The organism is Natronomonas sp. EA1 (assembly GCF_051195035.1).
Lineage (GTDB): Archaea > Halobacteriota > Halobacteria > Halobacteriales > Haloarculaceae > JBNTJV01.
In genome coordinates this window covers 713,853-740,154 of record NZ_JBNTJV010000001.1, presented here as the reverse complement: position 1 = coordinate 740,154, position 26,302 = coordinate 713,853, and the positions used below count along the sequence as shown (strand labels likewise).

General features: G+C 68.9%; 32 protein-coding genes and 1 tRNA gene. 17 read left to right on the top strand and 16 right to left on the bottom strand.

All coding sequences use genetic code 11. The features are described 5' to 3' along the window. Positions 1 to 15: 15 nt before the first annotated feature. Positions 16 to 990 carry a beta-ribofuranosylaminobenzene 5'-phosphate synthase family protein gene (locus ACQUQR_RS04050; RefSeq protein WP_435194931.1) on the bottom strand — a complete coding sequence of 325 codons (975 nt, stop codon included), beginning with the start codon at positions 988 to 990 and terminating at the stop codon, positions 16 to 18. A gap of 109 nt (positions 991 to 1,099) precedes the next feature. On the opposite strand from ACQUQR_RS04050, the gene ilvD reads away from it, so the two are divergent. Then, entirely contained in the window at positions 1,100 to 2,830 is a 1,731-nt protein-coding gene (gene ilvD, locus ACQUQR_RS04045) for a dihydroxy-acid dehydratase (protein WP_435194930.1), read from the top strand. A 15-nt stretch (positions 2,831 to 2,845) separates the two neighbouring features. On the opposite strand, the gene ACQUQR_RS04040 is transcribed toward ilvD, so the two are convergent. Beyond that, the gene (locus ACQUQR_RS04040; RefSeq protein WP_435194929.1) at positions 2,846 to 3,394 is read right to left on the bottom strand and encodes a GNAT family N-acetyltransferase; all 549 of its coding nucleotides are present in this window, start codon (positions 3,392 to 3,394) and stop codon (positions 2,846 to 2,848) included. A 125-nt stretch (positions 3,395 to 3,519) separates the two neighbouring features. Continuing rightward, positions 3,520 to 3,590, bottom strand: a tRNA-Pro gene (locus ACQUQR_RS04035). A 120-nt stretch (positions 3,591 to 3,710) separates the two neighbouring features. On the opposite strand from ACQUQR_RS04035, the gene ACQUQR_RS04030 reads away from it, so the two are divergent. Continuing rightward, entirely contained in the window at positions 3,711 to 4,607 is an 897-nt protein-coding gene (locus tag ACQUQR_RS04030; RefSeq protein WP_435194927.1) for a mechanosensitive ion channel family protein, read from the top strand. Here the strand turns inward: ACQUQR_RS04030 and ACQUQR_RS04025 are convergent. The 5 genes from ACQUQR_RS04025 to ACQUQR_RS04005 form a co-directional block, all read right to left on the bottom strand. Continuing rightward, complete coding sequence (locus tag ACQUQR_RS04025; protein WP_435194926.1) at positions 4,604 to 5,473, bottom strand: RNA-guided pseudouridylation complex pseudouridine synthase subunit Cbf5; 870 nt, start codon at positions 5,471 to 5,473, stop codon at positions 4,604 to 4,606. The two genes, ACQUQR_RS04030 and ACQUQR_RS04025, sit on opposite strands and share 4 nt — an antisense overlap. Beyond that, entirely contained in the window at positions 5,473 to 6,048 is a 576-nt protein-coding gene (gene cmk / locus ACQUQR_RS04020) for a (d)CMP kinase (protein WP_435194924.1), read from the bottom strand. Before cmk ends, ACQUQR_RS04025 begins: the two co-directional genes overlap by 1 nt. Before the next feature lie 95 nt (positions 6,049 to 6,143). After that, a complete protein-coding gene (locus tag ACQUQR_RS04015) occupies positions 6,144 to 7,019 on the bottom strand; it encodes a DUF106 domain-containing protein (protein WP_435194923.1) in 876 nt (291 codons plus the stop codon). A 35-nt stretch (positions 7,020 to 7,054) separates the two neighbouring features. Then, entirely contained in the window at positions 7,055 to 7,432 is a 378-nt protein-coding gene (locus ACQUQR_RS04010; RefSeq protein ID WP_435194922.1) for a dehydratase, read from the bottom strand. A 53-nt stretch (positions 7,433 to 7,485) separates the two neighbouring features. Continuing rightward, the gene (locus tag ACQUQR_RS04005; protein WP_435194920.1) at positions 7,486 to 7,719 is read right to left on the bottom strand and encodes a hypothetical protein; all 234 of its coding nucleotides are present in this window, start codon (positions 7,717 to 7,719) and stop codon (positions 7,486 to 7,488) included. A 141-nt stretch (positions 7,720 to 7,860) separates the two neighbouring features. On the opposite strand from ACQUQR_RS04005, the gene ACQUQR_RS04000 reads away from it, so the two are divergent. Both ACQUQR_RS04000 and ACQUQR_RS03995 read left to right on the top strand, forming a co-directional pair. Beyond that, positions 7,861 to 8,217 carry a MarR family transcriptional regulator gene (locus ACQUQR_RS04000; protein ID WP_435194918.1) on the top strand — a complete coding sequence of 119 codons (357 nt, stop codon included), beginning with the start codon at positions 7,861 to 7,863 and terminating at the stop codon, positions 8,215 to 8,217. Beyond that, positions 8,214 to 8,558, top strand: a complete 345-nt coding sequence (locus tag ACQUQR_RS03995) for a type II toxin-antitoxin system PemK/MazF family toxin (protein WP_435194916.1) — start codon at positions 8,214 to 8,216, stop codon at positions 8,556 to 8,558. The genes ACQUQR_RS04000 and ACQUQR_RS03995 overlap by 4 nt, the downstream gene beginning before the upstream one ends. A 19-nt stretch (positions 8,559 to 8,577) precedes the next feature. Here ACQUQR_RS03995 and ACQUQR_RS03990 read toward each other — a convergent pair whose 3' ends face one another. Next, entirely contained in the window at positions 8,578 to 9,225 is a 648-nt protein-coding gene (locus ACQUQR_RS03990) for an adenylate kinase (RefSeq protein ID WP_435194915.1), read from the bottom strand. A gap of 61 nt (positions 9,226 to 9,286) precedes the next feature. On the opposite strand from ACQUQR_RS03990, the gene ACQUQR_RS03985 reads away from it, so the two are divergent. The 8 genes from ACQUQR_RS03985 (at position 9,287) to ACQUQR_RS03950 (ending at position 16,259) form a co-directional block, all read left to right on the top strand. After that, positions 9,287 to 9,886 (top strand): class I SAM-dependent methyltransferase, encoded by a 600-nt coding sequence (locus ACQUQR_RS03985; protein WP_435194913.1) that lies wholly within the window; start codon positions 9,287 to 9,289, stop codon positions 9,884 to 9,886. A gap of 31 nt (positions 9,887 to 9,917) precedes the next feature. After that, a complete protein-coding gene (locus tag ACQUQR_RS03980; RefSeq protein WP_435194911.1) occupies positions 9,918 to 10,253 on the top strand; it encodes a hypothetical protein in 336 nt (111 codons plus the stop codon). 53 nt (positions 10,254 to 10,306) lie between these two features. After that, positions 10,307 to 10,990 carry a potassium channel family protein gene (locus tag ACQUQR_RS03975; RefSeq protein ID WP_435194909.1) on the top strand — a complete coding sequence of 228 codons (684 nt, stop codon included), beginning with the start codon at positions 10,307 to 10,309 and terminating at the stop codon, positions 10,988 to 10,990. Between the two features lie 3 nt (positions 10,991 to 10,993). Beyond that, the gene (locus ACQUQR_RS03970) at positions 10,994 to 12,646 is read left to right on the top strand and encodes a TrkH family potassium uptake protein (protein ID WP_435194907.1); all 1,653 of its coding nucleotides are present in this window, start codon (positions 10,994 to 10,996) and stop codon (positions 12,644 to 12,646) included. Positions 12,647 to 12,676: 30 nt separating this feature from the next. Continuing rightward, positions 12,677 to 13,264: a dienelactone hydrolase family protein gene (locus ACQUQR_RS03965; RefSeq protein WP_435194906.1), complete on the top strand. Its 588-nt coding sequence runs from the start codon at positions 12,677 to 12,679 to the stop codon at positions 13,262 to 13,264. 114 nt (positions 13,265 to 13,378) lie between these two features. After that, positions 13,379 to 15,016, top strand: coding sequence for a CTP synthase (locus tag ACQUQR_RS03960; protein WP_435194904.1), 1,638 nt, complete (start codon positions 13,379 to 13,381; stop codon positions 15,014 to 15,016). Beyond that, the gene (gene guaA / locus ACQUQR_RS03955) at positions 15,016 to 15,933 is read left to right on the top strand and encodes a glutamine-hydrolyzing GMP synthase (RefSeq protein WP_435194903.1); all 918 of its coding nucleotides are present in this window, start codon (positions 15,016 to 15,018) and stop codon (positions 15,931 to 15,933) included. The genes ACQUQR_RS03960 and guaA overlap by 1 nt, the downstream gene beginning before the upstream one ends. Further along, entirely contained in the window at positions 15,930 to 16,259 is a 330-nt protein-coding gene (locus ACQUQR_RS03950) for a DUF7126 family protein (RefSeq protein ID WP_435194902.1), read from the top strand. Before guaA ends, ACQUQR_RS03950 begins: the two co-directional genes overlap by 4 nt. A 44-nt stretch (positions 16,260 to 16,303) precedes the next feature. On the opposite strand, the gene ACQUQR_RS03945 is transcribed toward ACQUQR_RS03950, so the two are convergent. From ACQUQR_RS03945 to ACQUQR_RS03935, 3 genes are read right to left on the bottom strand one after another with little or no spacing between them, the layout of a single operon-like run. Then, entirely contained in the window at positions 16,304 to 17,065 is a 762-nt protein-coding gene (locus tag ACQUQR_RS03945; protein ID WP_435194900.1) for a DICT sensory domain-containing protein, read from the bottom strand. Positions 17,066 to 17,104: 39 nt separating this feature from the next. Continuing rightward, positions 17,105 to 17,782: an MBL fold metallo-hydrolase gene (locus ACQUQR_RS03940; RefSeq protein ID WP_435194898.1), complete on the bottom strand. Its 678-nt coding sequence runs from the start codon at positions 17,780 to 17,782 to the stop codon at positions 17,105 to 17,107. Between the two features lie 45 nt (positions 17,783 to 17,827). Further along, complete coding sequence (locus ACQUQR_RS03935) at positions 17,828 to 18,646, bottom strand: aldo/keto reductase (protein WP_435194896.1); 819 nt, start codon at positions 18,644 to 18,646, stop codon at positions 17,828 to 17,830. Positions 18,647 to 18,744: 98 nt separating this feature from the next. On the opposite strand from ACQUQR_RS03935, the gene ACQUQR_RS03930 reads away from it, so the two are divergent. Beyond that, positions 18,745 to 19,053, top strand: a complete 309-nt coding sequence (locus ACQUQR_RS03930) for a cupin domain-containing protein (RefSeq protein ID WP_435194894.1) — start codon at positions 18,745 to 18,747, stop codon at positions 19,051 to 19,053. Positions 19,054 to 19,056: 3 nt separating this feature from the next. Here the strand turns inward: ACQUQR_RS03930 and ACQUQR_RS03925 are convergent, their stop codons facing one another. Then, positions 19,057 to 19,719 (bottom strand): MogA/MoaB family molybdenum cofactor biosynthesis protein, encoded by a 663-nt coding sequence (locus tag ACQUQR_RS03925; RefSeq protein ID WP_435194892.1) that lies wholly within the window; start codon positions 19,717 to 19,719, stop codon positions 19,057 to 19,059. Positions 19,720 to 19,748: 29 nt separating this feature from the next. Beyond that, positions 19,749 to 20,180 carry a hypothetical protein gene (locus tag ACQUQR_RS03920; RefSeq protein WP_435194890.1) on the bottom strand — a complete coding sequence of 144 codons (432 nt, stop codon included), beginning with the start codon at positions 20,178 to 20,180 and terminating at the stop codon, positions 19,749 to 19,751. A 95-nt stretch (positions 20,181 to 20,275) separates the two neighbouring features. Between ACQUQR_RS03920 and ACQUQR_RS03915 the strand changes: the two genes are divergently transcribed. Together ACQUQR_RS03915 and ACQUQR_RS03910 are read left to right on the top strand one after the other, a co-directional pair. Beyond that, positions 20,276 to 21,313, top strand: coding sequence for a zinc-binding dehydrogenase (locus tag ACQUQR_RS03915; RefSeq protein ID WP_435194889.1), 1,038 nt, complete (start codon positions 20,276 to 20,278; stop codon positions 21,311 to 21,313). Next, the gene (locus ACQUQR_RS03910; RefSeq protein ID WP_435194888.1) at positions 21,310 to 21,582 is read left to right on the top strand and encodes a hypothetical protein; all 273 of its coding nucleotides are present in this window, start codon (positions 21,310 to 21,312) and stop codon (positions 21,580 to 21,582) included. The genes ACQUQR_RS03915 and ACQUQR_RS03910 overlap by 4 nt, the downstream gene beginning before the upstream one ends. 455 nt (positions 21,583 to 22,037) lie before the next feature. On the opposite strand, the gene ACQUQR_RS03905 is transcribed toward ACQUQR_RS03910, so the two are convergent. Then, on the bottom strand, positions 22,038 to 22,985 hold the full coding sequence (locus tag ACQUQR_RS03905; RefSeq protein ID WP_435194886.1) for a carbohydrate kinase family protein: 948 nt from the start codon (positions 22,983 to 22,985) through the stop codon (positions 22,038 to 22,040). A gap of 76 nt (positions 22,986 to 23,061) precedes the next feature. Between ACQUQR_RS03905 and ACQUQR_RS03900 the strand changes: the two genes are divergently transcribed. Together ACQUQR_RS03900 and ACQUQR_RS03895 are read left to right on the top strand one after the other, a co-directional pair. After that, complete coding sequence (locus ACQUQR_RS03900; RefSeq protein ID WP_435194884.1) at positions 23,062 to 23,979, top strand: LLM class oxidoreductase; 918 nt, start codon at positions 23,062 to 23,064, stop codon at positions 23,977 to 23,979. 38 nt (positions 23,980 to 24,017) lie between these two features. Further along, complete coding sequence (locus tag ACQUQR_RS03895; protein WP_435194883.1) at positions 24,018 to 25,343, top strand: MFS transporter; 1,326 nt, start codon at positions 24,018 to 24,020, stop codon at positions 25,341 to 25,343. Here the strand turns inward: ACQUQR_RS03895 and kdgK1 are convergent. Further along, the gene (kdgK1, locus tag ACQUQR_RS03890) at positions 25,340 to 26,293 is read right to left on the bottom strand and encodes a bifunctional 2-dehydro-3-deoxygluconokinase/2-dehydro-3-deoxygalactonokinase (protein ID WP_435194881.1); all 954 of its coding nucleotides are present in this window, start codon (positions 26,291 to 26,293) and stop codon (positions 25,340 to 25,342) included. The two genes, ACQUQR_RS03895 and kdgK1, sit on opposite strands and share 4 nt — an antisense overlap. Between the last annotated feature and the right edge of the window lie 9 nt (positions 26,294 to 26,302).

Sequence of the window (26,302 nt, the reverse complement as noted above, 5' to 3'; positions counted from 1 at the left end):
TTCTTGTGACGGATGCTATTTAAAATCGGGCGCACGGACAGCACCCCGCTCGGCGGAGGAGACGACGAGCACGTCACCCGACACGTTCGCGCGGTCGAGCGCCTCCCGGCCGGCCGCTCGGGCCGCGTCCGCGCGAGCCGCGTCGGTCACACCGAACACCGCCGGGCCCCACGATGACTGGCCCACGCCGACCACGGCTGGCGACGACGAGAGGGCGTTGACCAGCTCGCCTGCCGGGGGGCGATACACCCCGCCCTGCTCGTCGGCGTACCACGCGCCGTTGAGCCGCCCGAACGCGCTCACGGCCGCCCCGAACTCCGCGAGGTCACCCTCGGCGACGGCGGGGAGGATGCGTCGCGAGAGGATGCCCGCGAGTTCGTCGCCGAGGGCGGGGTCGGCCCGTTCGACCACGGCGCGCATGCTCTCGTCCTCCGCGTTCCCGCTCCGTCCCGAGGGTGCGTCCGGGACGACGAGGACGAACCGCCAGTCCCCGGGGAGGGTGTGGCGGGCGACGACGGGGGGGACGGTCCACTCGCCGACGGCCGGGGTCTGGGTGGTGAACTGCTCGACGGGGTGGCCGGCGTCCACGACGAACCCCCCGGCCTCGAAGCCCGCGACGCCGACCCCCGACCGGCCGCCGCGACCGAGCGCGGGGGCGTGTTCGCGCACGTCGACCGCGACCCCGTGTGCGTCCGCGATCGCCGTGAGCGTCGCGAGCGCGAGCTGGGTGCCAGAGCCGAGCCCCGTGTGCCGTGGCAGCGTCTCCTCCACGCGGACGAGTGCACCCTCCACGTCGAGGAGGGCACACGCTCGAGACGCGTACTCGGCGACGAGCTCGTCCGGGCAGTCGAGTTCGTCGTGGGCCTCGGCCGTGACGGTCACGCGCGGCTCCGAGAGCGCGACGCCCACGCCGCCGTAGAGGCGCTCGTGCGCGAGCGAGAGGTTCTGAAAGCCGAAGTGGAGCCGTGCGCCGGCCGAGACCCGTGCCATCGGTTCGTCTGGGGGCGAGAGGAGTAATTCGCTTTCGCCACCGGCACCATCTGACTGCAACGTCTGTCCGGAGGACGGGAGTTAAGCCGCTCCGGGTCCAGCGGCGAGTATGAGCCAGCAGGAATCCCCGAAACGGGAGAAAGACGAGACGCTCCGGTCCCGGGAAGTCACCGAGGGGCCGGAGCGTGCCCCCCACCGCGCGATGTTCCGCGCGATGGGGTTCGACGACGAGGACCTCTCCTCGCCGATGGTCGGCATCGCCAACCCCGCGGCCGACATCACGCCGTGTAACGTCCACCTCGACGACGTGGCGGGCGCCGCCCTCGACGGCGTCGACGCCGCGGGCGGCATGCCCATCGAGTTCGGCACCATCACCATCTCCGACGCCATCTCGATGGGGACGGAGGGGATGAAAGCCTCCCTCATCTCCCGGGAGGTCATCGCCGACTCCGTCGAACTGGTCGCCTTCGGCGAGCGCATGGACGCGCTCGTCACCGTCGCCGGCTGTGACAAGAACCTCCCCGGGATGCTGATGGCCGCCATCCGCACGGACCTCCCGAGCGTCTTCCTCTACGGCGGCTCCATCATGCCCGGCCAGCACGACGGCCGCGACGTGACCATCGTCCAGGTGTTCGAGGGCGTCGGCGCCTACGCGCAGGGCGAGATGTCCGCCGAGGAGCTGGACGACTTAGAGCGCCACGCCTGCCCCGGCGCGGGGTCGTGTGGCGGGATGTTCACCGCGAACACGATGGCCTCCATCTCCGAGGCGCTCGGCATGGCGCCGCTCGGCTCCGCGAGCGCCCCGGCCGAACACCCCGAGCGCTACGAGGTGGCCGAACGCGCCGGCGAACTCGCCCTCGAGGTGGTCGAGGCGGACCGCAAACCCTCCGACATCCTCTCACGCGAGAGCTTCGAGAACGCCATCGCCGTCCAGACCGCCATCGGCGGTTCGACGAACGGGGTCCTCCATCTCCTCGCGCTCGCCGCCGAGGCCGGCATCGACCTCGACATCGACGACTTCGACGAGATCTCCAGGCGAACGCCGAAGATCGCCGACCTCCAGCCCGGCGGCCAGAGCGTCATGAACGACCTCCACGAGATCGGTGGGGTGCCGGTCGTCATCCGTCGCCTGCTCGACGCCGGGCTCATCCACGGCGACGCGATGACCGTCACCGGTCGCACCATCGCGGAGGAACTCGCGGAACTCGACCTCCCCGCGGACGAGGATATCGACGCGGACTTCCTCTACACCGTCGACGAGCCCAAGCAGGCCGAAGGCGCCATCAAGATCCTGAAGGGGAACCTCGCGCCCGACGGCGCGGTGCTGAAGGTCACCGGCGACGACAAGTTCCACCACGAGGGGCCGGCGCGAATCTTCGAGAACGAGGAGGACGCGATGGCCTACGTCCAGGAGGGACACATCGAGTCCGGCGACGTCATCGTCATCCGGAACGAGGGGCCGAAAGGCGGCCCCGGGATGCGCGAGATGCTCGGTGTCACCGCCGCCGTCGTCGGTGCGGGCCACGAGGACGACGTGGCGCTGCTCACCGACGGTCGGTTCTCGGGTGGCACGCGTGGCCCCATGATCGGCCACGTCGCCCCCGAAGCGTTCGTGGGCGGCCCCATCGCCGCGCTGGAGGAGGGTGACGAGATCACGGTCGATATCCCGAACCGGACGCTGGAGGTCGACCTCTCCGACGAGGAGCTCGACGCCAGACTCGCGGACTGGGAACAGCCCGAACCGGCCTACGACTCCGGCGTCCTCGCGAAGTACGGGATGCTGTTCGACTCCGCGGCTAACGGGGCGGTGACGAACCCCGGCGTGAAGCGGAACGACTGAACGGACGCTCGGTTTCTACTCCCGCCCGAACCACTCGTCTTCGAGCAGCCCGAACCGGACGAAATCCTCCCACTCGCCGCCGTTGAGCGCCTCCTCCCGGTGGCGACCCTCCTCCGTGAACCCCAGTTTCTCCAGGACGCGAAGCGAGCCACCGTTGCTCTCGAAGGCCGCCGCGGTCACCTTGTGGAGACCGAGCCGACCGAACGCGTGCGAGAGCAGCAGCCGCGAGCCCGCCGTGGCGTAGCCGTTGTCCCACTCCTCGCGGGCGACCCAGAAGGCGAGTTCGCCGCGTCGGAACGAGACGTCGTTCGGCTGCTCCCGTGAGAGGATGGCGAGCCCCACCGCGTCGCCGTTGTGGCAGATGAGCAGGGCGAGCGATCGGCTCTCGCGGCCGAACCGGCCGCCGAGATACGCCTCGAGATCGCCGCGGTCACGGGGGTAGAGGTCCGAACGGCTGGCGCGCACGGCCGGGTTGTTCCACTCACGGAGCAGAAACGAGGTGTCTGCCTCCGTCGCGGGACGCAGCGTCACGCGGTCGCCATCGAGGAATACGGGGCCGGGCATACCTGACGGTCACGCGGCGAGTACAAAAAACGTGGCTGGCAAGAGGTCGCTCGAGTGCCATTCCGTAGACGGCAACGGGGGCCGCTGCGCGCGGCTCCGTGCTTCCATTTCTGCTCCGCAGAAAGTGGGACCGCTGAGAGTCGAACTCAGGTCCTACGGACCCCATCCGCAGAGGATACCACTACCCCACGGTCCCAGTCGCGTACTGCATTCTAACCGATGGCGGATGGGTGGATAAGGGCTTCGTTTCGGCGTGGGGATGTGTCCTCTGAGAGCCACCAGAATTTTTTAGCAGGCGTGAGTTTGCCGAGGTGAGATGCTCCTGCAGACCGGCATCGTCGGTCGGATAGACGAGTACGTGAGAACACAGCTCTTGCCGAACTCGATCGAGTTCGCGACGGACCTCGCCGCGTTCGTCATCACGCTGGCGGTGGTGTACGTCGTCGGGAAGGCGGTGGCCGTTCCGGTCGTTCGTCGGGTGCTCGAAGCCCGCGGCATCGACCGGACGATCGTCCAGCCCGGGATGAAGGTGGTCCGGGCGGCGGTGCTGTTCGTCGCCTTGGCCGTGGCGATGGCGGTCGCCGGCTTCGGGAGCCTCTTGGCCTCCTTCGCGACGGTGGCCGCGGCGCTCACGCTCGCCATCGGGTTCGCGGCGCAGGACCTCATCGGCAACGTCGTCGCCGGGGTGTTCCTCATCTCGGACCCGAAGGTGAAGATCGGTGACTGGATCGAGTGGAACGGCAAGTCGGGCGTCATCGAGGACATCAGCTTCCGCGTCTCGCGCGTGCGGACGTTCGACAACGAACTCATCACCGTCCCGAACAGCGAGATCGCGAACACGGCGCTCACGAACCCGGTCGCGAAGGACAAACTCCGCGTGACGTTCACCTTCGGCGTGGGCTACGACGACGACCTCGACCACGCGAAGGCGGTCATCGTCGAGGAGGCGGAGAAGCACGACGGCATCCTCGACGACCCCGCGCCGTCGGTGCGCGTGACGGAGCTCGCCGACTCCTACGTCGGGCTCCAGTCGCGCATCTGGATCGACGAGCCGAGTCGCGCTGACTTCGTGAAGACCCGCTCGGAGTACGTCCAGGCCGTGAAAGAGCGGTGTGACGCCGAGGAGATCGAGATGCCGTACCCCTACCGCGAACTCACGGGGTCGGTGGAGATGACGAACGGGCCCGAACGGGCCGCGGCCGCGGACGACTAAACGAGCACGCGGTCGAGGTCGACGACCGTCGCCGCTTCTTCCTCGGGATCACCGACGAGCGTCCCCAGACAGACGGCCGCGCCGTTCGGCGTGTAACAGGCCACCTGCTCGCCGCGCTCGCCCTCGCAGTCGATGACGCCGGGGGCGTAGACGGGCGCGCCCTCCGCGACCTGTTCGGCCGCGCTGGGCGCGATGACGACGTGCGGGAGGTCGAGCGCGTCGAGGGCTTCTTCGGCCGGGGCGACGACCTCACGGAGCCACGCGTCGTCCCCTTCCTCCCGGTACTCGGCGAGCGCGTCGGCCACGTCGTGCATCGTGACCATGCTCGCGTCCGTGTAGCCGCCCGTGGCCGTGCGCCGGAGCGCACCCATGTGCGCGCCCGTCCCGAGCGCGAGCCCCAAATCGTGACACAGCTTCCGGATGTAGGTGCCGGACTCACACCGGATGCGGAGGAGGGCGCGACGCGCCTCCGTTTCGAGGATGTCGATGGCGTGGATGCGCCGTGAGCGGAGGCGGCGCGAGACCGCGCTCTTCCGGGGTGGTTTCTGGTAGATCTCCGTCTCGAACTCCGCGGCGATGGCGGGGAAGTCGTCCGGGATGCGGCCGTGGGCCTCGAAGACGGTGACGTACTCCTTCACCGCGTCGTCGAAGATCTGAGCCGCACGGGTCGCGTCCCCGAGGAGGACGGGGAGACAGCCCGTGACCTTGGGGTCGAGGGTGCCGGAGTGGGCCGCTCGCTCGACGTCGGTCATATCGCGGAGCCAGCCGGCGACCTGGTGTGCCGAGGGGCCGGGCGGCTTGTCGAGGTTCACCACCCCGAAGGAGAGCACCTCCTCGACCGTGCGGTCGGCGGGAGCGGGACGCATCAGAAGTCGTAATCGACGGTGACGGGCGTTTTCCCCTCGTCGCCCTCGGGATTGTACGCCTCGACGACGGTACCGATGGCCTCGACGACGCCGTCGGGGTCCAGCCGTGCCGTGTTGAGGACGAGGTCGTAGATGGAGAGGTCGTAGATATCTATGCCGTAGTAGTCCTGATAGCGGTGCGCCTCGCTCTCGGAGCGGGCCTTCGTCTCCTTGCGCGCCAGCTCCTCGGACTTCTCCTCGCGCTCGGAGATGCGCTTCGCCCGGACGGACAGCGGGGCGTCAAGCCAGATGCGGAAGTCGGCGTGTTCACCGGCCATCCAGCCCGCGAGCCGGGATTCGAGGACGAGATCGTCCGACTCCGCGGCGATCTTCCGGAGCCGTCGGTCGAGATCGCGGTCGATGTCGTCCTCCTCTTCGGCGAGCTTGTTCAGTTCGAGGGGGGTGAGCCCCCGCTCCGCGGCGAGCTCACGGAAGATGTCGCCGCCGCTGACGTGCTCGTAGCCGAGGAGGTCCGCGAGCTTGGCGGCCGCGGTAGATTTGCCGGAGCCCGCCGGGCCCGAGATGGTAATCAGCATGTAATCACTCCGGCGGGGCCGTTAAAATGGATTACCCTTTTGCGGGGGTGTGTGGCCGAGGGACACGCCCCACCGGCGCGATGCCGGGGCTGGCGTTACGTCGACGGAGTCGTCTGGATGTGCAGCGCCTTCCGGATGATCTGGGTGAAGCCCATCGAGCAGACGAAGTACCAGAGGATCCACGCCTGCAGCGGGCCGAGCACGCCTTCCGTCCACGTGACGGTGCCGACGAGCGGCATGGTGAACGACTCCGGGGTCGGCGTCCGGGTGAGGATCATCCAGTACATCCAGAGGAACACCGGGATGGTGAGCAGCATGATCCACACCATCGGGCGGAACTGCTCTTTGAACATCCCCATCTGGTCGCCCATCGCCTCCATCTGCTCCTCCTGAATCTTCTCCAACTCGTCGTCGTCGCCGCGCTCCTGGGCGTCCTTGCGGCGCTGTTGGATTTCCTTCATCTGCTCCTGGTACTTCCCCATCTTCTCCATGTCCATCAGGTTCGACTGGAGGATGGTGGAGTAGAGCCCCGTAAAGAGCGCGAGGACGAGGACGACGGCGTAGAAGGGGAGCATCGCGTCGACCGGTCCGAGGAAGATGTCGATGGTCCGGCCGATGGCGTTGCGGACGCTCGCCACGGAGTAGCCCGCGAACAGCCCGACCGCGCCGAGTGCGGCCAGCTTGTCGTACTTCGACCACGAGGAGTCCTCGTCGATCTCGGGCGATTCCACGTCCGATTCGAGCCCCTCGCGGACGGCGTCGGGGTCCGTGACGCGGAACCCCTCCCCGCCGTCGTCTTCCAGGAGGCCTTTCTCGATGAGCCGGCCCCACTGCCCACTGGTGAGGGAGTCGGAGACATCGGCCCAGGCGACGGTGCCGTCCTCGGACCGGTCGAGGACGACCTCCAGCGCGTCGGCCATGGCCGGGTCCTCGCTGACGAGGTCCTCGACCCGTTGTGCGGTACGTACCATTACGCCCCTCTAGCCCGGGGTGGCTTATCAACGTTTTACTGTCGGATGAGCCCCTCGAAGGTCCCCTGCAACACGGGCTCGCTCTCGCGCGTGCAGTCGAACACCGCCTCGACCTCGAGGTTCCCGTCCGGCCGCTCCGCGACCGTCTCGAACGTCACCTCCGAGTGGACCTCCTCCCCGGTCCAGACGGGCCGCCGGAAGTGGAACGTCATCCGGCGCGCGAGTACGTCGAACTCGCCGCCGACCTTCGTGGGGAGCGTCGCCGTGAGCAGCCCCTGGACGAGCAGTTGTCCGTCGGCGTTCTCCTCGACGTGGTGGTCGCCCGCGTCGCCCGAGAGCTCCGTGAACTGCCTGACGTCGGCCTTCGTGAACGTGCGGTCGAAGGCGTGGGTCTCGCCCGCGCTCGGTGTCATAGCCGGGGCGACGACGGGCGCGGACAAAAAGCCGCAGGCCGAGGGTCGTCCACTCAGAAGATGTAGGGGTCGTCCGGGCCGCCCGCACCGGGCGCGACCCACAGGCCGTCGCCGTCCCGCTCGATCTCGCCGCTCGCGGAGAGCTCCTCGATGACCTCCTCGGCCTCGTGTTCCGGCATCCCGAGCGTCGTCGCCACGCCGCGCGTGGAGAGCCCGTCGGCCTCCTCGATGATGCGTCGGACCTCGTCGCCGGGTGCCTCGTCGCCGTTCTCGAAATCGCCGTACATGGTTGCTACTCCGCGCTGGGGGAAGCGACTATATGAGTCTTTCACTCGACTCGCTGTGTCGTGATTATCCGTGGAGGAACGGCGCTGTATCCTGTCGGATACTGCAAATACACTAAATACAGTGGAATACAACAAATACATATGCCCATCGACATCGACACGTTCGAATCGTCCTCGCCGGAGCGCCTGCAGAAGAACGGCGAGACGAACGCCGAACGCGTCATGCGGTTCCTCGCTTCGAACCCGGACCAGGCGTTCACGCAGAGCGAGATCCGGGACGCGACTGGCGTGAAAGCCGGGAGCATCAGCGTCGTCCTCTCCCGGCTCGAGGACCGGGGGCTCGTCCGTCACAAGGGGAACTACTGGGCACTCGGAACGGACGCCGACATCGCAGCCTACACCAGCCTCTCGGAGAGCACGCGGGCGGCGAACGAGCGCTTCGGCGAGGAGGACATGGAGGAGTGGCTGGAACACGCCGTCGACGAGGACGGCGAATGAGCTACCGGCGGGGCGATGTCGTCTGGGGACCGGACCCGTTCAAATCCGGGGAGAACCCCCGTCCGTGGCTTATCCTGAACAACGGATCCCACCCCTTCGGCGATGAACAGTACATGACGGTCACGCTGACGACGACACCGCACGACGGGACCGTGCCGATCGAGGAGGCAGACTGGATCGAAGGCGGGATGCCTCGCCAGAGCTACGCCTCTCCGTGGGCGGTCGCCTCACCGAAACACGCCGCGCTCGTTCGCCGGCAGGGCCGACTCGACGAGTCGTTCGTCCGGACCGTCGTCGACGAGCTGGGGACGTATCTCGAACCACCAGCGGACGACCGGTGAGAGAAGGCGAGAGGGCCGCTCAGACGCGCTTCTCGATGGCGGCTTCGAGATCCGCCCACACCTCGTCGGGCGTCTGTTCGCCGTCGATGGTGACGAACGCCTCCTCGCCCTCGTAGAAGTCGATGACGGGTTGGGTGTTCTCCTCGAAGACGCGGAGCCGCTCGCGGACGGTCTCCTCGGTGTCGTCCTCGCGCTGGACCAGCTCGCCGCCACAGTCGTCACAGACACCGTCCGCTTCGGGCGGGGCGAACTCGACGTGGTAGTTCGCGCCACAGTCGTCACAGACGCGCCGGCCCGTGAGGCGGTCGACCAGCTCCTCCGTGGAGACATCGAGCGACGCGACGACATCGAGCTCCGTGATGGAGTCGAGATACTCCGCCTGGTCGAGGTTGCGCGGGTAGCCGTCGAGGACGTAGCCGTCCGCGTTCTCCAGGGCGGTCTTCACGATCTCGTTGACGACGGCGTCGGGCACGAGCTCGCCGGCTTCCATGTACTCGCGCGGCGTGTCGTGCTCCAGGTCGAGATCGGAGATGTCCATGTCCTTGTTCGCGCGGAGCGCGTCGCCCGTGGTGACGTGTTCCACGTCGAACCGGTCGGCGATACGCTTCGACTGCGTCCCCTTCCCTGCCCCCGGCGGCCCGAGCAGCAGGATGTGTGGCTGGCTCATTACAGCGGTCGTTCTCCCGGCCGCCTAAAAGAGTTATACAATCACGCCGAGCTTACCGCCCATGGACCCCGTCGAACGCACCCGCCGTACGTACGAGGCCATCGCGGAGGCGTACCACGACCGGACGAAGGACCTCACCGCGCTCGTTCCCGCGATCGAAGCGTTCTGCGGCCGCCTGCCACCGGAGCCGCGCGTCCTCGATGCCGGCTGTGGCCCCGGTCGGGACGCCGCGATGCTCGCCGCCCGGGGATGTGACGTGGTGGGGGTCGACTTCGCCCGTGCACCCCTTCACATCGCCCGCGACGAGTGTGCGGCCGAGCTGGTGCAGGGTGACCTCCGGGCGCTCCCCTTCCGCGAGAGGAGGTTCGACGGCATCTGGGCGTGTGCCTCGCTGCTCCACCTGCCGGTGGCGGACCTCACGGACACCCTCGCCGCGTTCCACGACCTCCTCTCGCCTGGTGGAGTCCTCTTCGTCTCCGTCCAGCGCGGCCGGGACGAGGAGCACGACGAGCGGGTCGTCCAGCACGAGGGGGAGGCAGGTCGCTACTTCCGGTTCCACACGGCCGCGGCGATGGAGGACCACCTGCGGGAGGCCGGGTTCACCGTCGAGGAGTTGGAGACGGACGACGAGGGGTGGGTGACGGGGTTCGCACGTCGGTAGCTTCTTTCTCCTTCCCGTGAATCATCGGCCAATGGACTCACGAGAGCGCCGGGTGACGCTCGTCCGCGCCCTCCACGCACACCGGGGCGAGACCGAGACACTCCGCATCGAGGCCGGCGGGGAGACGCTGGAGTTCTCGAACAGCGTGCTCCGGGTCCCGGCCCCCGTCGAGACGGTCGAGCCGTTCCTCGCGGAGCATCCCGTGTTCAAGGTGAAACAGCCCGAGACCAGAAAGGCATCCGAGGGCGTCACGTTCGTCTCCGCGAAGGCCGACGCGAACCACCTCGCGGGGTTCATCGATGCCGTCTTCGAGGACCTCTTCTCGCTCGGCGATGGCTACGATCTCGCCGTCTCCGTCGTCGACTGACCTTCGTGGACGGGTCGGTAGCTTTTCCCACCATCCCGGAGAACGCCCGACAGATGTACATCGTCATCGTCGGTGCGGGCGACATCGGGACCCCGCTCATCGAGATCGCGACAGCTGGTGGCAACGAGGTGGTCGTCGTCGAGCGGGACCCCGAGAAGGCCGAGCAGGCCGCGAGCGCCTTCGACTGCCTGGTCATCAACGCCGACGCGACGGTGAAAGAGACGCTCGTCGACGCCGGTGCGGACCGGGCGGACGCCCTGCTCTCGACGACCGACCGGGACGCGACGAACATCATGGTCTGTCTGCTCGCACAGGAGCTCGAGGTGCCGGACATCGTGAGCGTCGTCCACGACCCCCAGCACATGGCGCTGTTCGAGCGCATCGGCGTGAACACGATGGAGAACCCCCAGCGGCTCATCGCGGAGTACCTCTATCGCGCGGTGAAACGCCCCTCCATCGTCGACTACATGCGCGTCGGCGAGGAGGCCGAGGTGTTCGAGATCGTCGTCGGGAAGGAGGCACCCATCGCGGGCAAGACCATCGCCGACGCGGACCGCGAGGGGCTGCTTCCCGAGGACCTCCTCATCGTCGCCATCGAACGTGACGGGGACGGGCCACCGATCACGCCGCGCGGAAACACCGTCATCCACGAGGCAGACCTCCTCACGGTCTACGCGGCCGAAGGGGCGACCCCGGACGTGACCGACGTGTTCGGGCACCACGAGGACCACGACTGAACGATGCGCCGCGAAACGGTTCGAGGCGTTCCTGCCGACCTCGCGACCATCCTCCGGGACGTCGGCTCGCTGGTGGCGATGCAGTCGGTGTTGATGAGTGTCACGACGCTCGTCGCCCTCGGCTTCGCGGAGTGGTACCCCGCACTCGCGTTCGCGCTCGCCGCGGGCGTGACCGCGGGCGCAGGACTGCTCGCCCGTCGGGCGTTCGCCGACGCGCCCGCCCCCCGGATGAAACACGGGATGGTCATCGCCGCGGGCGGATGGTTCACGACGGCGCTGTTCGGTGCGCTCCCCCTGCTTCTGGCCGCCCATCTCACCCCCACCGCGGCGATGGCCGCGTTCGTCCCCGCGGGGGCCTCGTGGGACCCCGTCACGGTCTGGGGTGTGACCTCTCGCTCCTCGCTCGTCTACTTCCGCGACCCCCTCCACGCCCTGTTCGAGTCGATGAGTGGGTGGACCGGGTCGGGGCTCACGATGGCGGTCCACGAGCCCTCGCTCCCACACGCGGTGCAGTGGTGGCGCTCGTTCATCCAGTGGGTCGGCGGCGTGGGCGTCATCGTCCTCACCGTCTCCATCCTCGCGCGGCCCGGCTCGGGCTCGTACGCGCTCTACCGCTCGGAGACGCGCGAGGAACGCATCCACCCGAGCGTCGTCTCCACCGTGCGGACGGTGTGGAAGATCTTCGTCGGGTACACCGTGTTCGCGGTGGTGCTCCTCTTCGGGGCCATCGTCGCTAGCGCGCCCGACCTCCCCGTGGGCGAGGCGGCGTGGCAGGCTGTCAACCACGCCATGACCGGCCTCTCGACGGGTGGGTTTTCGGTCACGGACAACTCCATCGAGACGTACAATTCGCCGCTCATCGAGGGCGTCCTCCTCCCGGTCATGACTCTCGGGGCCATCGCGTTCCCGGTTCACTACGGCATCCTGAAGAACCGCGACCTCCGGCCGCTCGTGTCGGACCTGCAAACCCGGTGGCTGTTCGTCCTGCTTCTCGTCGGCTCCGTGCTCCTCGTCGCGCAGAACCTCCTTTTCGCCGCCCGGCTCGGCACCCTCGGCACGTTCGTCGAGGTGACGGGCGTCTCGGCCGCACGGGTCGACGCCGCACGGGACGGCGTCTTCCAGTTCGTCTCCGCGCTCACCTGCACGGGCTTTCAGTCCTCGCCCATCGGCCGCTGGTCCGACGGCGGGAAGCTCATCCTCGCGGGGGCGATGACCGTCGGCGGGGCCGCGGGCTCTACGGTCGGCGGCATCAAGGTCATCCGCGCGTACACCGTCTCGAAGGGCATCAGATGGCAGTTCTCGCGGGTGTTCCTCCCGGCCTCGGCCGTCGTCACCGCCACCCTCGGCGACCGACGGCTCGCGCGCGAGGAGATGGAACGTGAGTTCTCGGAGGCCGCCATCGTCTCGCTGCTCTGGCTCATCGTGCTGTTCGCCTCGGCACTCGTCCTCACCAACGTCACCGGCGCGCCGTTCGTGGACGCCTTCTTCGAGGTCGCCTCGGCCCAGGGGAACGTCGGGCTCTCGACGGGCATCACGGGGCCGACGATGCCCCGGCTCGCGGAGGCGATGTTCCTCCTGAACATGTGGGTCGGTCGGCTCGAGATCATCCCCATCCTGGTGTTCGTCCGGGCCGCCCTCTACGGGCTGAACCCCTGAGTTCTTGGGTGCCGAGCGGGGAGGTGGGGTATGGAAGACGTGCTCGTCCCCGGCACGCGCGACGTGCGGGCCTCGCTCGACAATCCGGAATCGGACACCGTCGTCGTCGCCTGCCCCCCGCATCCGCAGATGGGTGGGAAGCGCACCGACACCCGACTCCAGGCCGTGAGCGACGCGCTCGGGGAGTCGGGGACCGCCTGCCTCCGGTTCGACTACGGCGAGTGGGATGCAGGTCCAGGAGAGCTCGCGGACGCGCGGAACGCCCTCGCGTGGGCGCGGGAGGAGTATTCTACTATCGGGCTGTTCGGCTTCTCCTTCGGCGGCTGTCTCGCGCTGTGTGCGGCCGCGGCGGAGCCGGACCTCGCGGCAGTGTCGGCGCTCGCGCCCGCCGCGCGCATCTCCGCGGCGGTGGACGCGGTGGAGGCGCTTCCGGACATCGCCTGCCCGGTCCACGTGCTCTACGGGGAGCGCGACTCGACAGCCGACTGGGAGCCGGTCGTCGAGCGAGCCCGCGAACTCGGCTTCGCGGTGGAGGGGATGGGCGCCGACCACTTCTTCGTCGGCCAGGCCCCGAAAGTGGCAGCCCGGGTCGCGGGGTTCCTCACCGACCACCTGTAACCGAAGCTGAAAATCGGACGAGGGCGACGGTGTGCCGTTCACCCCCTCCCGGCAAGCTCTGCCACGGCTCGCCCGTCCCGGAACCGTTTTTACTGCCCCCTTCACATCGTCGGTATGCCGACGGAGTCCGTCACGGATTACGACCCCTCACTGGGGAGGAAGTTCATTTTCGTCACCGGCGGCGTCATGTCGGGGCTCGGTAAAGGAATCACAGCCGCCAGCACGGGCAGGCTGCTGAAGAACGCCGGCTTCGACGTGACCGCCGTCAAAGTCGACCCGTATCTGAACGTCGACGCGGGGACGATGAACCCCTACCAGCACGGGGAAGTGTACGTACTGAAAGACGGTGGGGAGGTCGACCTCGATCTGGGGAACTACGAACGGTTCCTCGACATCGACATGACGTTCGACCACAACGTCACCACCGGGAAGACCTACCAGCACGTCATCCAGAAGGAGCGTGCCGGCGATTACCTGGGGAAGACCGTCCAGATCATCCCCCACATCACCGACGACATCAAGCGTCGCATCCGGGAGGCCGCCGAGGGCCACGACGTCTGTCTCGTCGAGGTCGGTGGCACCGTGGGTGACATCGAGGGGATGCCGTATCTCGAAGCCCTTCGCCAGTTCGCCCACGAGGAGGAGGACGACGACTTCCTGTTGATGCACGTCACGCTCGTCCCCTACTCGAAGAACGGCGAACAGAAGACGAAGCCCACCCAGCACAGCGTGAAGGAGCTGCGCTCGATCGGCCTCCAGCCCGACGTGCTCATCGGGCGCTCGGCGGACAAACTCGACCCCGAGACGAAAGAGAAGATCGCGCTGTTCTGTGACGTGCCCACGGAGGCCGTCTTCTCCAACCCGGACGTGCCGGACATCTACCACGTCCCGCTGATGGTCGAGGAGGAGGGGCTCGACGACTACGTCATGGACCGCCTCGATATCGCGAACGAGGCCGACCCCCACGAGGAGCGCACCCGCGAGTGGCGCGAGCTCGTCACCCGCGAGAAGCAGGGGACGGTCGACATCGCCCTCGCCGGGAAGTACGATTTGGAGGACGCCTACCTCTCCGTTCACGAGGCGCTGAAACACGCCGGCCTCCAGCACGGCGTCGACGTGAACGTCCTGTGGGTCGACACCGAGGAGATGAACGGCGAGCACACATCGCGCCTGGAGGAGGCCGACGGCCTCGTCGTCCCCGGCGGATTCGGCCAGCGCGGCACGGAAGGCAAGATCGAGGCCATCCGCTACGCCCGCGAGCACGACGTGCCCTTCCTCGGGCTCTGTCTGGGCTTCCAGATGGCCGTCGTCGAGTACGCCCGCAACGTCTGCGGGCTCGAGGGAGCGAACTCCGCCGAACTCGACGAGGAGACCGCCCACCCCGTCATCGACATCCTCCCCGAGCAGTACGAGGTGGAGGACATGGGCGGGACGATGCGGCTCGGCGCCCACGAGACGGCGATCGAGTCGGGCACCATCGCCGAATCGCTCTACGGCGGCGGCTCCTGTACCGAGCGCCACCGCCACCGCTACGAGGTGAACCCCGAGTACATCGAGCAGCTGGAAAGCGCGGGGCTGAAGTTCTCGGGGACGGCTGGTAACCGTATGGAGATCCTCGAACTGTCATCGGAGGAGCACCCGTACTTCTTCGGGACGCAGTTCCACCCCGAGTTCCGCTCGCGCCCCGGCCGGGCCTCCCCGCCGTTCGTGGGGCTGCTCGACGCCGTCCTCGAGACGGAGGGTGGGAACTGATGGTCGACGTCGACTCGTTCATCCCCGAAGCCAAAGCAGAGATCGAAGACCAGATCGGTGACGCGAACGCCATCATCGCGCTGTCCGGGGGCGTCGACTCCTCCGTGGCGGCCGCGCTCGCCCACGAGGCCATCGGCGACCAGCTCACGGCCGTCTACGTCGACACCGGCCTGATGCGGAAGGGTGAGACCGAGGAGATCGCCGAGACGTTCGACTTCCTCGAGGGCCTCGAGATCGTCCACGCCGAAGAGCGGTTCTTCGAGGAACTTTCAGGAGTAACGGACCCCGAGGAGAAGCGCCACGTCATCGGCGAGCAGTTCATCCGTGAGTTCGAGCGCGAGGCGAAGGAGACGGACGCGAAGTACCTCGTGCAGGGGACCATCTACCCCGACCGCATCGAGTCGGAGGGGAACATCAAGTCCCACCACAACGTCGGGGGGCTGCCCGAGGTCGTGGACTTCGACGGCATCGTCGAACCCGTCCGGGACCTCTACAAGGACGAGGTCCGCGAGGTCGCCCGCGCGCTCGGCCTCGAGTCCGTCATCGCCGAGCGGATGCCGTTCCCCGGCCCGGGGCTCGCCGTCCGCGTCGTCGGCGAGGTCACCCCCGAGAAGGTGGAGGTGGCCCGCGAGTCGTGCCACATCGTCGAGGAGGAGACCGCGGAACACGAGCCGTGGCAGGCCTTTGCAGCGGTCATCGGCAAGGCCACGGGCGTCAAGGGTGACAACCGCGTCCACGGCTGGGTCGTCTGCGTCCGGTCCGTCGAGTCGCGCGACGGCATGACCGCGCGCGCACAGCAGCTGGACTGGGACACCCTCCAGCGCATCCAGTCGCGCATCACCGGCACGCTCGACAACGTCTCGCGCGTCGCCTACGACGTGACGCACAAACCGCCCGCGACCATCGAGTACGAATGAAAGCACTGCTCGTCGGGCCCGACACGGACGGGCTCATGGACGCCCTCGAGAAGGAGGGAGTCGAGGTCGTCCCCGTCGAGGGGACGGGCGCCCGCCCCGCGCTCGAGGACGCCGGGGTGCTCGAGGCCGACATCCTCATCATCACGGACGTCGGACTCTCGACCTCGATTCCCGTCGCGCGCGACCTGAAGGAGGACCTCCGCGTCCTGGTCTACTCCCGGGACAGCGTCCCGGAGTTCGTGCGCGGGAAGGCCGCGACCATCGTCGACCCCGAGCTCATCGCGGCCGACGTGGTCGCGGAGGAAGTGGCGGCGTCGACTAACTGAACCGTTTTCGCAGCGCGTCCACGTACCCCGTGGCCGGGAGAGACTCAGAGCGTCGCCGCGATGTAGGCGTCGACGGCCCGGACGGTCTCCGGGTCGAAGGTCCAGACGGCGTCCCACTCGCGAGGAGCTGTCTCGATGGCGACGAGTGCCGCGTGCTCCGCCTCCGGCGACGCCGGGGCGTAGACGACGAACCACGAGTCACGGTACTCCGTCGACTCCCCGCCGTGGACGGAGAGCGCGTCGATGGCGGGCGACCGGTCGGGGACGCCGTAGACGTGGACATCGGTGTTCGTCTCGCCGAGCCGCTCGTACACCTCCCGCGTGCCGAGCTCGTCGCGGAGCCGCGAGAGCCGCTGGAACGACGCACGCAGGGTCCCGCCGTCGCCGTCCAGCGCCAGCCGCTCGATACACCGCGAGAGGACGATGAGCAGGAGCTTCTCCTTGTTCGACTCCGGGTAGCCACGAAGAGAGAAGCGGGTCTCCGCGAGCTCCTCAATCACCGCCGGGAGTTCGAGGTCATCGAACCCACGGGTCGATGTGATGTAGAGGTCGGAGTTCACGAGCAGGACGGTCTCCTGCAGCGTCGAGAGCGGGGAGGTGGCGACGAGGTCGTCACCGTCCAGCAGGTAGAGCACGTCGGCGGCCTCGTCGGGGACCGCCGCCTCCCGGACGACGATCCCCTGATCCTCGAACGTCTCCTCCAGCAGGGTCTGGAACGGGCGTGGAACCGTCCGGTTGACGAGCGCGAGCGTCCGCTCCGGGCGGTCGGCCGTCCGGATGAACGAGAGCAGACTGTCCACGCGCACTACCTCACGTAGTCAGCTACGCGATATAAACCTGCGCGCTCAGCGGCGTTCGATGCGCTCGCCCAGCTCCGCGAGCCGGATGGAGCCGTCCCGGGTGAAGGGGACACCGTGGCCCATCGCCAGCACCTCGACGGCGGGCTCCTCGTCCGCGAGCTCGTGGATGGACTGGCGGACCCGCTCCGTGTCGTACGAGAGGTACCACGGGGACGGTCTGAGCTCCCCGTCGCGTTCCAACACGAGGTCGCCGACGAACGCGGCGTCCAGCGCGTCGCTCACGTAGGCGACGTGCCCGGGAGTGTGGCCGGGGGTGGCGTACACCCGGAAGGAGCCGACCGTGTCCCCGTCGGCGACCGGAGTGATATCGGCGTCGGGCCGTCTGATGAGAGGGCTCACGACCCGCTGGAGCGCCCCCTTCCGGTTGCCGAGCGGCGGTTTCGCCTCCTTCGTCAGGTAGGGCACGTCCGGCGCGCCCATGTAGATCTCGTCGACGCCGAGCGCGGCGAGCCCCCCGACGTGGTCGATATCGAAGTGCGTGATGAGCACGCGGTCGATATCCGAGACGGAGAAGCCGGCCGCGTCGACGGCACCGCGGATGGCACCCGTGTGGGTCGGCATCCCCGCGTCGATGAGCGTGAGCGTCCCGTCGTCGTCAGCGAGATAGGCGTTGACGCCGGTGAGGTCGATCTGCCAGACCCCGTCACGGAGCGTAGTTACCATGCCCACGAATACGAGGCGAGGGACCTTTAGGATGCGTGATACAACTCAGAGGGGAAGGCTCTGTCTGAGGAAGCCGCGGGCTGCCTTGAGCTTCGAAGGACGGCGGATGCGGGCCATCTCCTCGGCCGAGAGCTCGAAGTCGAACACCTGGAGGTTCGCCTCGAGATGCTCCCGCGAGGTGGCCTTCGGGATGGTGCAGACTCCCTCCTGCTGGACGAGCCAGCGGAGCGCGACCTGCGCCGGCGACTTCCCGTAGCGGTCGCCGATCTCCTCGAGGACGGGGTCCGAGAGCACCTCCCCCTGCGCGAGCGGGGAGTAGGCGGTGAGCATCACGCCGTGGATGTTACAGTAGTCGAGCAGCCGGGTCTGGGGCCAGTAGGGGTGATACTGCACCTGGTCGGTGAAGATGGGTGCGTCCGAGAGGTCGCGGGCCCGCTGGAGCCGCTCGATGCTGAAGTTCGAGACGCCGATATGCTCGACCTTCCCCGCGTCGACGAGTTCGTTCATCGCGGCGAGCGTCTCCCCGAGGGGGACGCCCGGCCGCGGGAAGTGGATGAGCAGGAGGTCGAGATACGAGGTGTCGAGCTTCGAGAGCGACTCGTCGACGGAGCGCAGTACGTCGTCGTACCCCCGATTCCCGCCCGAGAGCTTGGTGGTGAGGAAGACGTCCTCGCGGTCCACGTCCGCATCCGCGATGCCGGCGCCGACCTGCCGTTCGTTGCCGTACACCTGCGCGGTGTCGACGTGGCGATACCCCAGCTCCAGCGCATCGGTCACGGTGCGGCGACACGCGTCGCCGGTGAGCCGCCACGTCCCAAGTCCGATCGCCGGCACCTCGACGCCCTGTACGCGCACGTACTCCATGACGGTCCTTCGACGGGAACGGCCAAAAGCCGCACGCCCGCGGAACTACTGAGTGGAGGGCCCGCGGAACTAAATCCCTCGCAGGCGAGAAGGGGACTATGAACCGCTATCCGGACCTCCACCCCGAGGAGGGTGAGGTGCTCACCGAGGAGGTGGCGTTCAACGACGACACGCTGGTGAAGGCGTTCGCGCTCGGCCCCGGCGCGCGCATCGAACCACACGAACACAGCGGGTCCACGAACGTCTTCCACGTGCTCGAAGGGACCGTCACCGTGATCCAGGACGACGCGGAGGAGCGGGTCACAGCCCCCGGCGTCGTCGTCCACGAGCGCGGGGTCGCCCACGGCGCGCACAACGACAGCGAGGACCGCGCGATACTCACGGCGACGTTCTGTCCCGCGCCGTAGGGGTTACTCCTCGTCTTCCTCGTCCCGGCGTGCCAGCCCGACCAGATGCGGGGCCTCCGAGACGATGATGTCCGCGCCCAGTCGCGCGGCGTTCTCGCTGCCGGGAAGACAGAAGACGAGGACGCCCGAGGCGACCCCGGCGGTCGCGCGGGTGCCCACGACGCGCGAGCCGATCTCCTCGTAGGACTCCCGTCTGAACAGCTCGCCGAACCCCGGAAGCTGCTTCTCCACCAGCGGTTCGACGGCCTCCACGGTCACGTCGTCGGGGGTGACACCCGTCCCTCCCGTGGTGACGACGACGTCCACGTCCTTCCGGTCGACGAGCCGGTCGACGATCCCCTGGACGCCGTCGAAATCGTCGTTCACGAGTTCGCGGTGTGAGACTTCGTGGCCCGCGTCCTCGAACGCGGCGATGATGGCGTCGCCCGCGGGGTCGTCGTCGACGGAGCGCGAGGAGGAGACGGTGACGACGGCGGCCCGGACGGTGTCGAGGTCGTGATGGTGGTGGTCGTGGCTGTGGTCCTCGTCGTGGTCGTGGGGCTCATGGTGGCCGTGGCCGTCACCCTGGTGATGGTCGCCCCCGTTGTCATCGTGGTGCTGTTCGTCGTGGCTGTGGTCGTGGCTATTGCCTTCCTCCGCATCGTCCTCGGGTGCGTGATCGCTCATGCCCGCGCCTACGCGGCCCGGGGCAAAAATCAGGGGGCTGCGCCGTCCTTCGAGATCCCCAGTCCGACGCCGACGAGCGCGACCCCGGCGAGCACCGGGCCGACCACGAGCGGCCCGCGGGGGTCGCCACACCCCGACTCGCGGCCCACGCGCACGAGGTACTCGGTGCCCTCGTAGGTGACGAGCGCGGGCTCGATGTTCCCGCGGCGCGTGAGCACGCCCGCAGCCTCGGCGTCACCCCCGGCGGAGAGCGCGGAGCGGAACACCGACTGCTCGGTGGTCGAGAGGTCCGAGAACGCGCGTTCCGGGAGCTCCGTACTGGCGTTCTCAGGGGCTGGCGTCACGGAGACGAACTCCACGAGCCGGCACTGCTGGGCGTCGAGGTGGACGGCCGCGCCCACGCCGGCGAGGAGCAGGCCACAGACGAGGACGGCGATACCGAGGAGGGCGCGTCTGGTCACACCGGAACGCGGGGCCGCGGCGATAAAGCAGCTACGGGGGAAAGTGCTGCCCCGGTGGGGAGGGTTTTTGAGGGGTGCGAACACACTGCAGGTCGATGAAGGCAGTCTTCTACGAAGAGCACGGCGACACGGACGTACTGCAGTACGGTGAGCTTCCGGACCCCGAGCCATCGCGCGGTGAGGTGCTCGTCGACGTGAAGGCGGGCGCGCTCAACCATCTCGACGTGTGGACCCGTCGCGGGATGCCCTCGCCCGGGGAGTTCCCCCACATCGCGGGCTCCGACGCGGCTGGCGTCGTCAAGGAGGTCGGCGAGGACGTGACGCGCTTCGAGCCGGGCGACCGCGTCGCGGTCTGTGCGGGCTCCTACTGCGGGACGTGTGAGTACTGCCGCGAGGGGGAACACTCGCTGTGTACGAGCTACACCATCATCGGCGAGCACTCCACGGGCGTCCACTCCGAGCTGACGACGCTCCCCGAGGAGAACCTCGTCCACGTCCCGGACCACGTCGACTGGGAGACCGCCGCGGCCGCACCGCTCGTCTTCCAGACCGCGTGGCGGATGCTCCACTCCCGCGCGGAGCTCGAGCAGGGCGAGGACGTGCTGGTGCTCGGGGCCTCCGGTGGGGTCGGCCACGCCGCGGTCCAGATCGCCGACCACGCCGGCGCGACCGTCTACGCCACCGGCTCCTCACAGGAGAAGCTCGATGCGGCGAGCGAGCTGGGTGCCGACCACGTCATCAACTACGAGGCCGAGAACTTCGCGGAGGCCATCGACCGCCTCACCGACGGGCGCGGCGTCGACGTCGTCATCGACCACATCGGCGGCGCGACGTGGCAGGACTCGATGTCCTCGCTGGCGAAGGGCGGCCGCATCGTCACCTGCGGGGCGACGGGCGGCCCCAAAGTCGAGGTGAACATCACCGACCTGTTCTGGAACCAGTACGACATCATGGGCTCGACGATGGGGTCGAACGCCGACATCGACGGCGTCCTCCCGCTCGTCTGGGACGGGACCCTCGAACCGCAGATCCGCGAGACGCTCCCGATGTCCGAGATCGCGACGGCACACGAGATGCTCCAGGACCGAGAAGGCTTTGGCAAGGTGGTGGTAATCCCCGATAGCGAACTGTGAACGACGACGAGGGCTACGTCCACACACCCGACACCGACGAACCGACCGCCGACCCGGCCGACCGCGAGTTCGACTGGCGAGGCTGGGTGCTGGTGGGGTGGATCATCGTGGCCCTCGTCATCGTCCCGAGTTACCTGTTCTACTTCCCGCACGCGGGCGAGACCGTCTCGCTGTTCGGGCTCGGCTACCGGGACACCTACCTGTTCGTCCCGCTCATCCCCGCCATCGTGCTCGGCGCGCTGGCGGTGTGGGCGACGACGCGGCCCTGAGCGGCTGAAAACAGTTATTTCTCCTGCGTGCGTAGTGATAGCACGATGCACTACGTCGAGTGTGCAGCCTGCAACGCGACGTTCCTCGCCAAGGGGCTGCTGCGCGACTGCCCGAAATGCGGCGGGGAGGTCCGGGTCGTCATGCTCGCGTGACGGCCCGGCTCCCGATAGCGGACGCTTCGCGTCTTACAGAGTTTCGAGGCGAAAGCCCAGGCTTTAGTCGTGGGATGAAGCCGACAACCGGCGAACCGTTGATTGTGTCGCCGTTCGTCGGTTGCGGTGCCGAGTCCGAGGTACGGATACGCACGCCACCGTGGCGGTAGATGAAGCCCGCTATCTCGGTCGGGGGCCGTACTGGCACGGCCCACAACCCCACCATCGGTGAGTGGGGAACCTCTCCGTCGTGGGTACGGTCTGTGACCGTGGAACCCCACGACTTCAGTCGTGGGAGGATGTCAGGCCCGTTCGTCCCGGAACTCGGCGACCGCCGCCCGCGTCGGGAGCGCGGTCATCGCCCCCTCCGCCGTCGTCGCCGTCGCGGCCACCGCGTTGGCGAACGCGAGTACTTCCTCTACCGCCTCCCCGTCCGCGAGCGCCGCGAGCGCGCCCGCGGTGAACGCGTCACCCGCGCCCGTCGTGTCCACCGGCTCGACCGGGTAGCCCGGATGCTCGGTCAGCGTGGGCCCCCACGGTGCCTCCGCGGTCGCCGACGCCACCGCCCCCGACGAGCCGAGCGTCAGCAGGACGGTGTGCGGCCCCGCCTCGTGGACCGCCTCACAGAGCTCCTCGGGCGTCCCCTCGATGCCCGCCTCGGCGAGGTCCTCGGGGGTGGCCTTCACCACGTCCGCCAGCGCGAACATGGTCGAGAGCAGCTCGGGGAAGTCGTCGCCCCACAGCTCGGGCCGGGCGTTCGGGTCGAACACCACGGTGGCGTCCTGCTCGGTCGCGCGCCGCGCGAGGTCGAGCGTCGCCGTCCGCGCCGGCTCGGACGCGAGCGTCACCCCGCCGACCGCGACCCACGACACCTCCGCGAGCACGTCGTCCGGGACCGCGCCGGCGGTCATGCGCGTGTCCGCGGTGCCGTCCCGGTAGAAGGAGAACGTCCGGTCGGCCATCGAGTCGTGTTCGACGAACGCGAGCGTCGTCTTCGCCTCGGGGTCCCGCTCGACGAACCGGTCCGGGAGGCCGTGCTCCGTGAGCGTCTCCACCAGCGTGTCGCCGAACGGGTCGTCGCCCACGCGCGTCCAGAACCACGGCGTCGCGTCGAGATGCGACAGGCCGACGGCGACGTTCGCCGGCGCACCACCCGGCCGTCGGGTGAACGTCTCCACCTCCGCGAGGGGGCCGGCGCTCCCCGGGATGAAGTCGATGAGGGTCTCGCCGGCGACGAGGATGTCGTGCATACCCCCTCTCCACGGGAGGGCCGGAAAAACCCACCGAGGCCGGCAGAATCACGGTCACCGCTCCCGGAGCACGGATATGGACGACGGCCACCGCAACGCCGGCTTCGACCGGCTCTTCTCGGGGGAGCTGACCGTCGGAACGGGGTTCCCACTCACCGGTACCCGAACGGAGCGTCCCGACCCTGACCGGGAGATGCGGCTCGCCGGTCTCGCGGAGGAGCTGGGCTACGACGCGCTGTGGGCGCGCGACGTGCCGCTGTTCTGGCCCCGGTTCGGCGACGCCGGCCAGACGTACGACCCGTGGACGTTCCTCGGCTACGCCGCGGCCCACACGGACGAGATCGCGCTCGGGACGGCGAGCGTCGTCCTCCCGCTTCGCCATCCCCTTCATGTGGCCAAGCAGGCCGCCTCGCTCGACCAGCTCTCCGACGGCCGGTTCGTGATGGGGGTCGCCACCGGCGACCGCGACCTCGAGTTCCCGGCGTTCGACAGGGAGATCGAGGCACGCGGGGAGCGGTTCCGCGAGGCCGTCACCACGCTCAGAACGCTCTGGCGGGAGGAGTACCCCACGCTGGACGGGGAGTGGGGCCAGCTCGACGGCGGGATGGATCTCGTTCCGAAACCCACCGAGGAGACGGTGCCGCTGCTCCCGACCGGTCACAGCCGGCAGGAACTCGACTGGCTCGCCGACCACGGCGACGGCTGGTTCTTCTATCACCTCCCCGAGGACACCCTCGAATCGTATCTCGCGGACTGGCGCGAGCTCGCGGGGGAGAAACCCTACGCGATGGCGGTCCGGGTCGACCTCACGGACGACCCCACGGCAGAACCGGAACCGATCCACCTCGGCTACCGCGCGGGTGCGGAGTGGTACGTCGACTACGTCCGTCGACTCGCGGACCTCGGCGTCGACCACGTCACCGTCGCCGTGAAGGGCGAGAACCGGGAGGCCGCGCTCACCGGGTTCGCGGAGCGCGTGCTGGACCAGCTGTGAACGGCAAGACCCTTTTCGGTCCCGCGGCTCCCCCCGATATGACCGCTACTCGCTGGCTCACCGCGTGGGCGCTCGCGTCCGTCGCGCTCGGTGGTGCCTCGCTGCTCGTCCCCCTCTACGTCGTCGCACTCGGCGGTGGCCCCGCCGTCCTCGGGCTGCTCGCCGCGAGCGCGGCGTTCGTGGGGGCACCGGGCGCGCTCGTCGTGGGTCGTATCGCCGACAGGACCGGCCGTCGTCGCGTGTTCGTGCTCGCCGGCATCGCGCTGGCGACGGCGGCGCTCGTCACCATCCCCCTCATCGAGTCCATCCCGCTCATCATCGTCGCCAACGCCCTGCTGTGGTTCGCGGCGGGTGCTGTCGCCCCCGTGCTCTCGCTGATGGTCGTCTCCGGAGTCCCGGAGTCGCGCTGGAGCGACCGCTACGCGAAGCTCAACGCCTATCAGGGGTACGGCTGGGCCGCGGGGCTCGTCCTGGGTGTGGCGTGGACCGCGCTCGGTGGACGGTTCCTCCCCCCGCTCGCCGTCCAGCAGTCCTTCTTCGTCGCGTGTGCCGCGGCCGCCGCGGCCGGGCTGCTCGTGGGCCTGCGACTGCTCCCCTCCGACGACGCCGTGCTCCCGAGTCGCCACGCCCGCGGGCCGCGGCTGGCTCGCGCGATGGCCGGCGCCCGACGGCTGAACCTCCGTGGCGCGACGTTCCCCTTCGGCTTCGGGCGGCTCTACTGGACCACCGCCGCGTTCCACCCGCGGCGGTTCGTCGATCGGTTCTCCGCGACCCTCGCCATCTACTTCGGCGCGGTGGTGCTCTTCTTCGCCGGGTTCGCGGCGTTCTTCGCCCCGCTCCCGGTGTTCCTCACCGACGCTGGCTTCGACGCGGGGGCCATCTTCGGGCTCTATCTGGTCTCCTCCATCGGCGCCGCGGTCGCGTACGCCCCCGCCGGAACCCTGTCGGCGCGATACGACGCCAGCCTGCTCCAGACGGTCGGGCTCTCGGTCCGCGGGGTCGCGCTCCCCGCGGTCGCGGTGGTCGGTATCGCCTTCGACTCCACCGCGCTCGGCCTCCTCGCCACGGGTGGGGTCTTCCTCGTCATCGGTATCGCCTGGGCGTTCATCGCGGTCACGGCCGCGACGCTCGTCACGCGCATCGCCCCCGAGACCATCCGCGGGGAGGCGCTCGGCGTCTACACCGCCCTCTCCGCCCTGGCGGGCGGGCTCGGGAGCGTCCTCGGCGGCTGGCTCGGCGCCCGAAGCTTCACCCTCACGTTCGCCGTCGCGGGCGCGCTCGTCCTCGTGGGCGCGGGCATCGTCGTGCTGGTCCGCCAGCGGGCGGTGCTCACCGCGCCGACGGAGACGGTCGACGCCGCCTAGCGGGAGATTCCGCCGCTCGCGCCGGCGATGACCTCCGTGACCTCCTCGTGGGAGAACAGCGCCATATCGCCCGGTATCGTCCGCTTGAGCGCCGCGGCCGCGGCGGCGTACGCGAGCGCGTCAGCCACGCTTCCGCCGCGCTGGCGTTCCGCGAGGAACGCGCCGACGAACGCGTCGCCCGTCCCGACTGGATACGGGGACGCGGCCTCGAAGACGGGCTGGTCGTACGTCTCGCCGTCGTGGACCGCCGTCGCGCCGTCTGCCCCCTGCGTGACGATCACCGTCTCGCAGTCGTACTCGGCCGCGAGGTCGGCCGCCACATCGGCCGCCGCCCCGTGCCGGTCCAGCACGACCTCGGCGTCACGTTCGGCCACGACGAGGGTGTCGACCGCCGGGAGCAGCCCCCGGAGTACGTCCTGGGCCTCCTCGGGAGTCCAGAGCTTCGCGCGGTAGTTCACGTCGAAGGCGACGTGGGTGTCCGCGGCGTTCGCGAGCGAGAACAGCGCCGCGACGGTCTCGACGAGCGTCTCCGAGAGCGCGGGGGTGATGCCGCTCGTGTAGAACACGTCGGCGTCCTCGATGGCCTCGACCGCGAGCTCGCCCGTCGTCGCCGTGCGGACCGCCGCCGCCTCGCGGTCGTAGACGACGTTCGTCCCCCGCGGGTCGGCCCCGGTCTCGAGGTAGTAGGTGCCGACCCGCCCCGTCTCGCTTCGCGCGACGTGGGTGTCGACGCCCTGCTCGCGGAGCGCCCCGATGACGCGCGCGGCGGGCGGGGTCTCCGGGAGCTTCGAGAGCCACGCGCTCTCGACGCCGAGCCGCTGGGCGGCGACCGCGACGTTGCTCTCCGCGCCGCCCACGTGGACCTCGAAGCTGTCCGCGCGCTCGACGCGGTCGTCGTCCGGGGGTGTAAGCCGCAACATCGTCTCACCGAAGGTGACGAGTGCTGACATACCACCGCC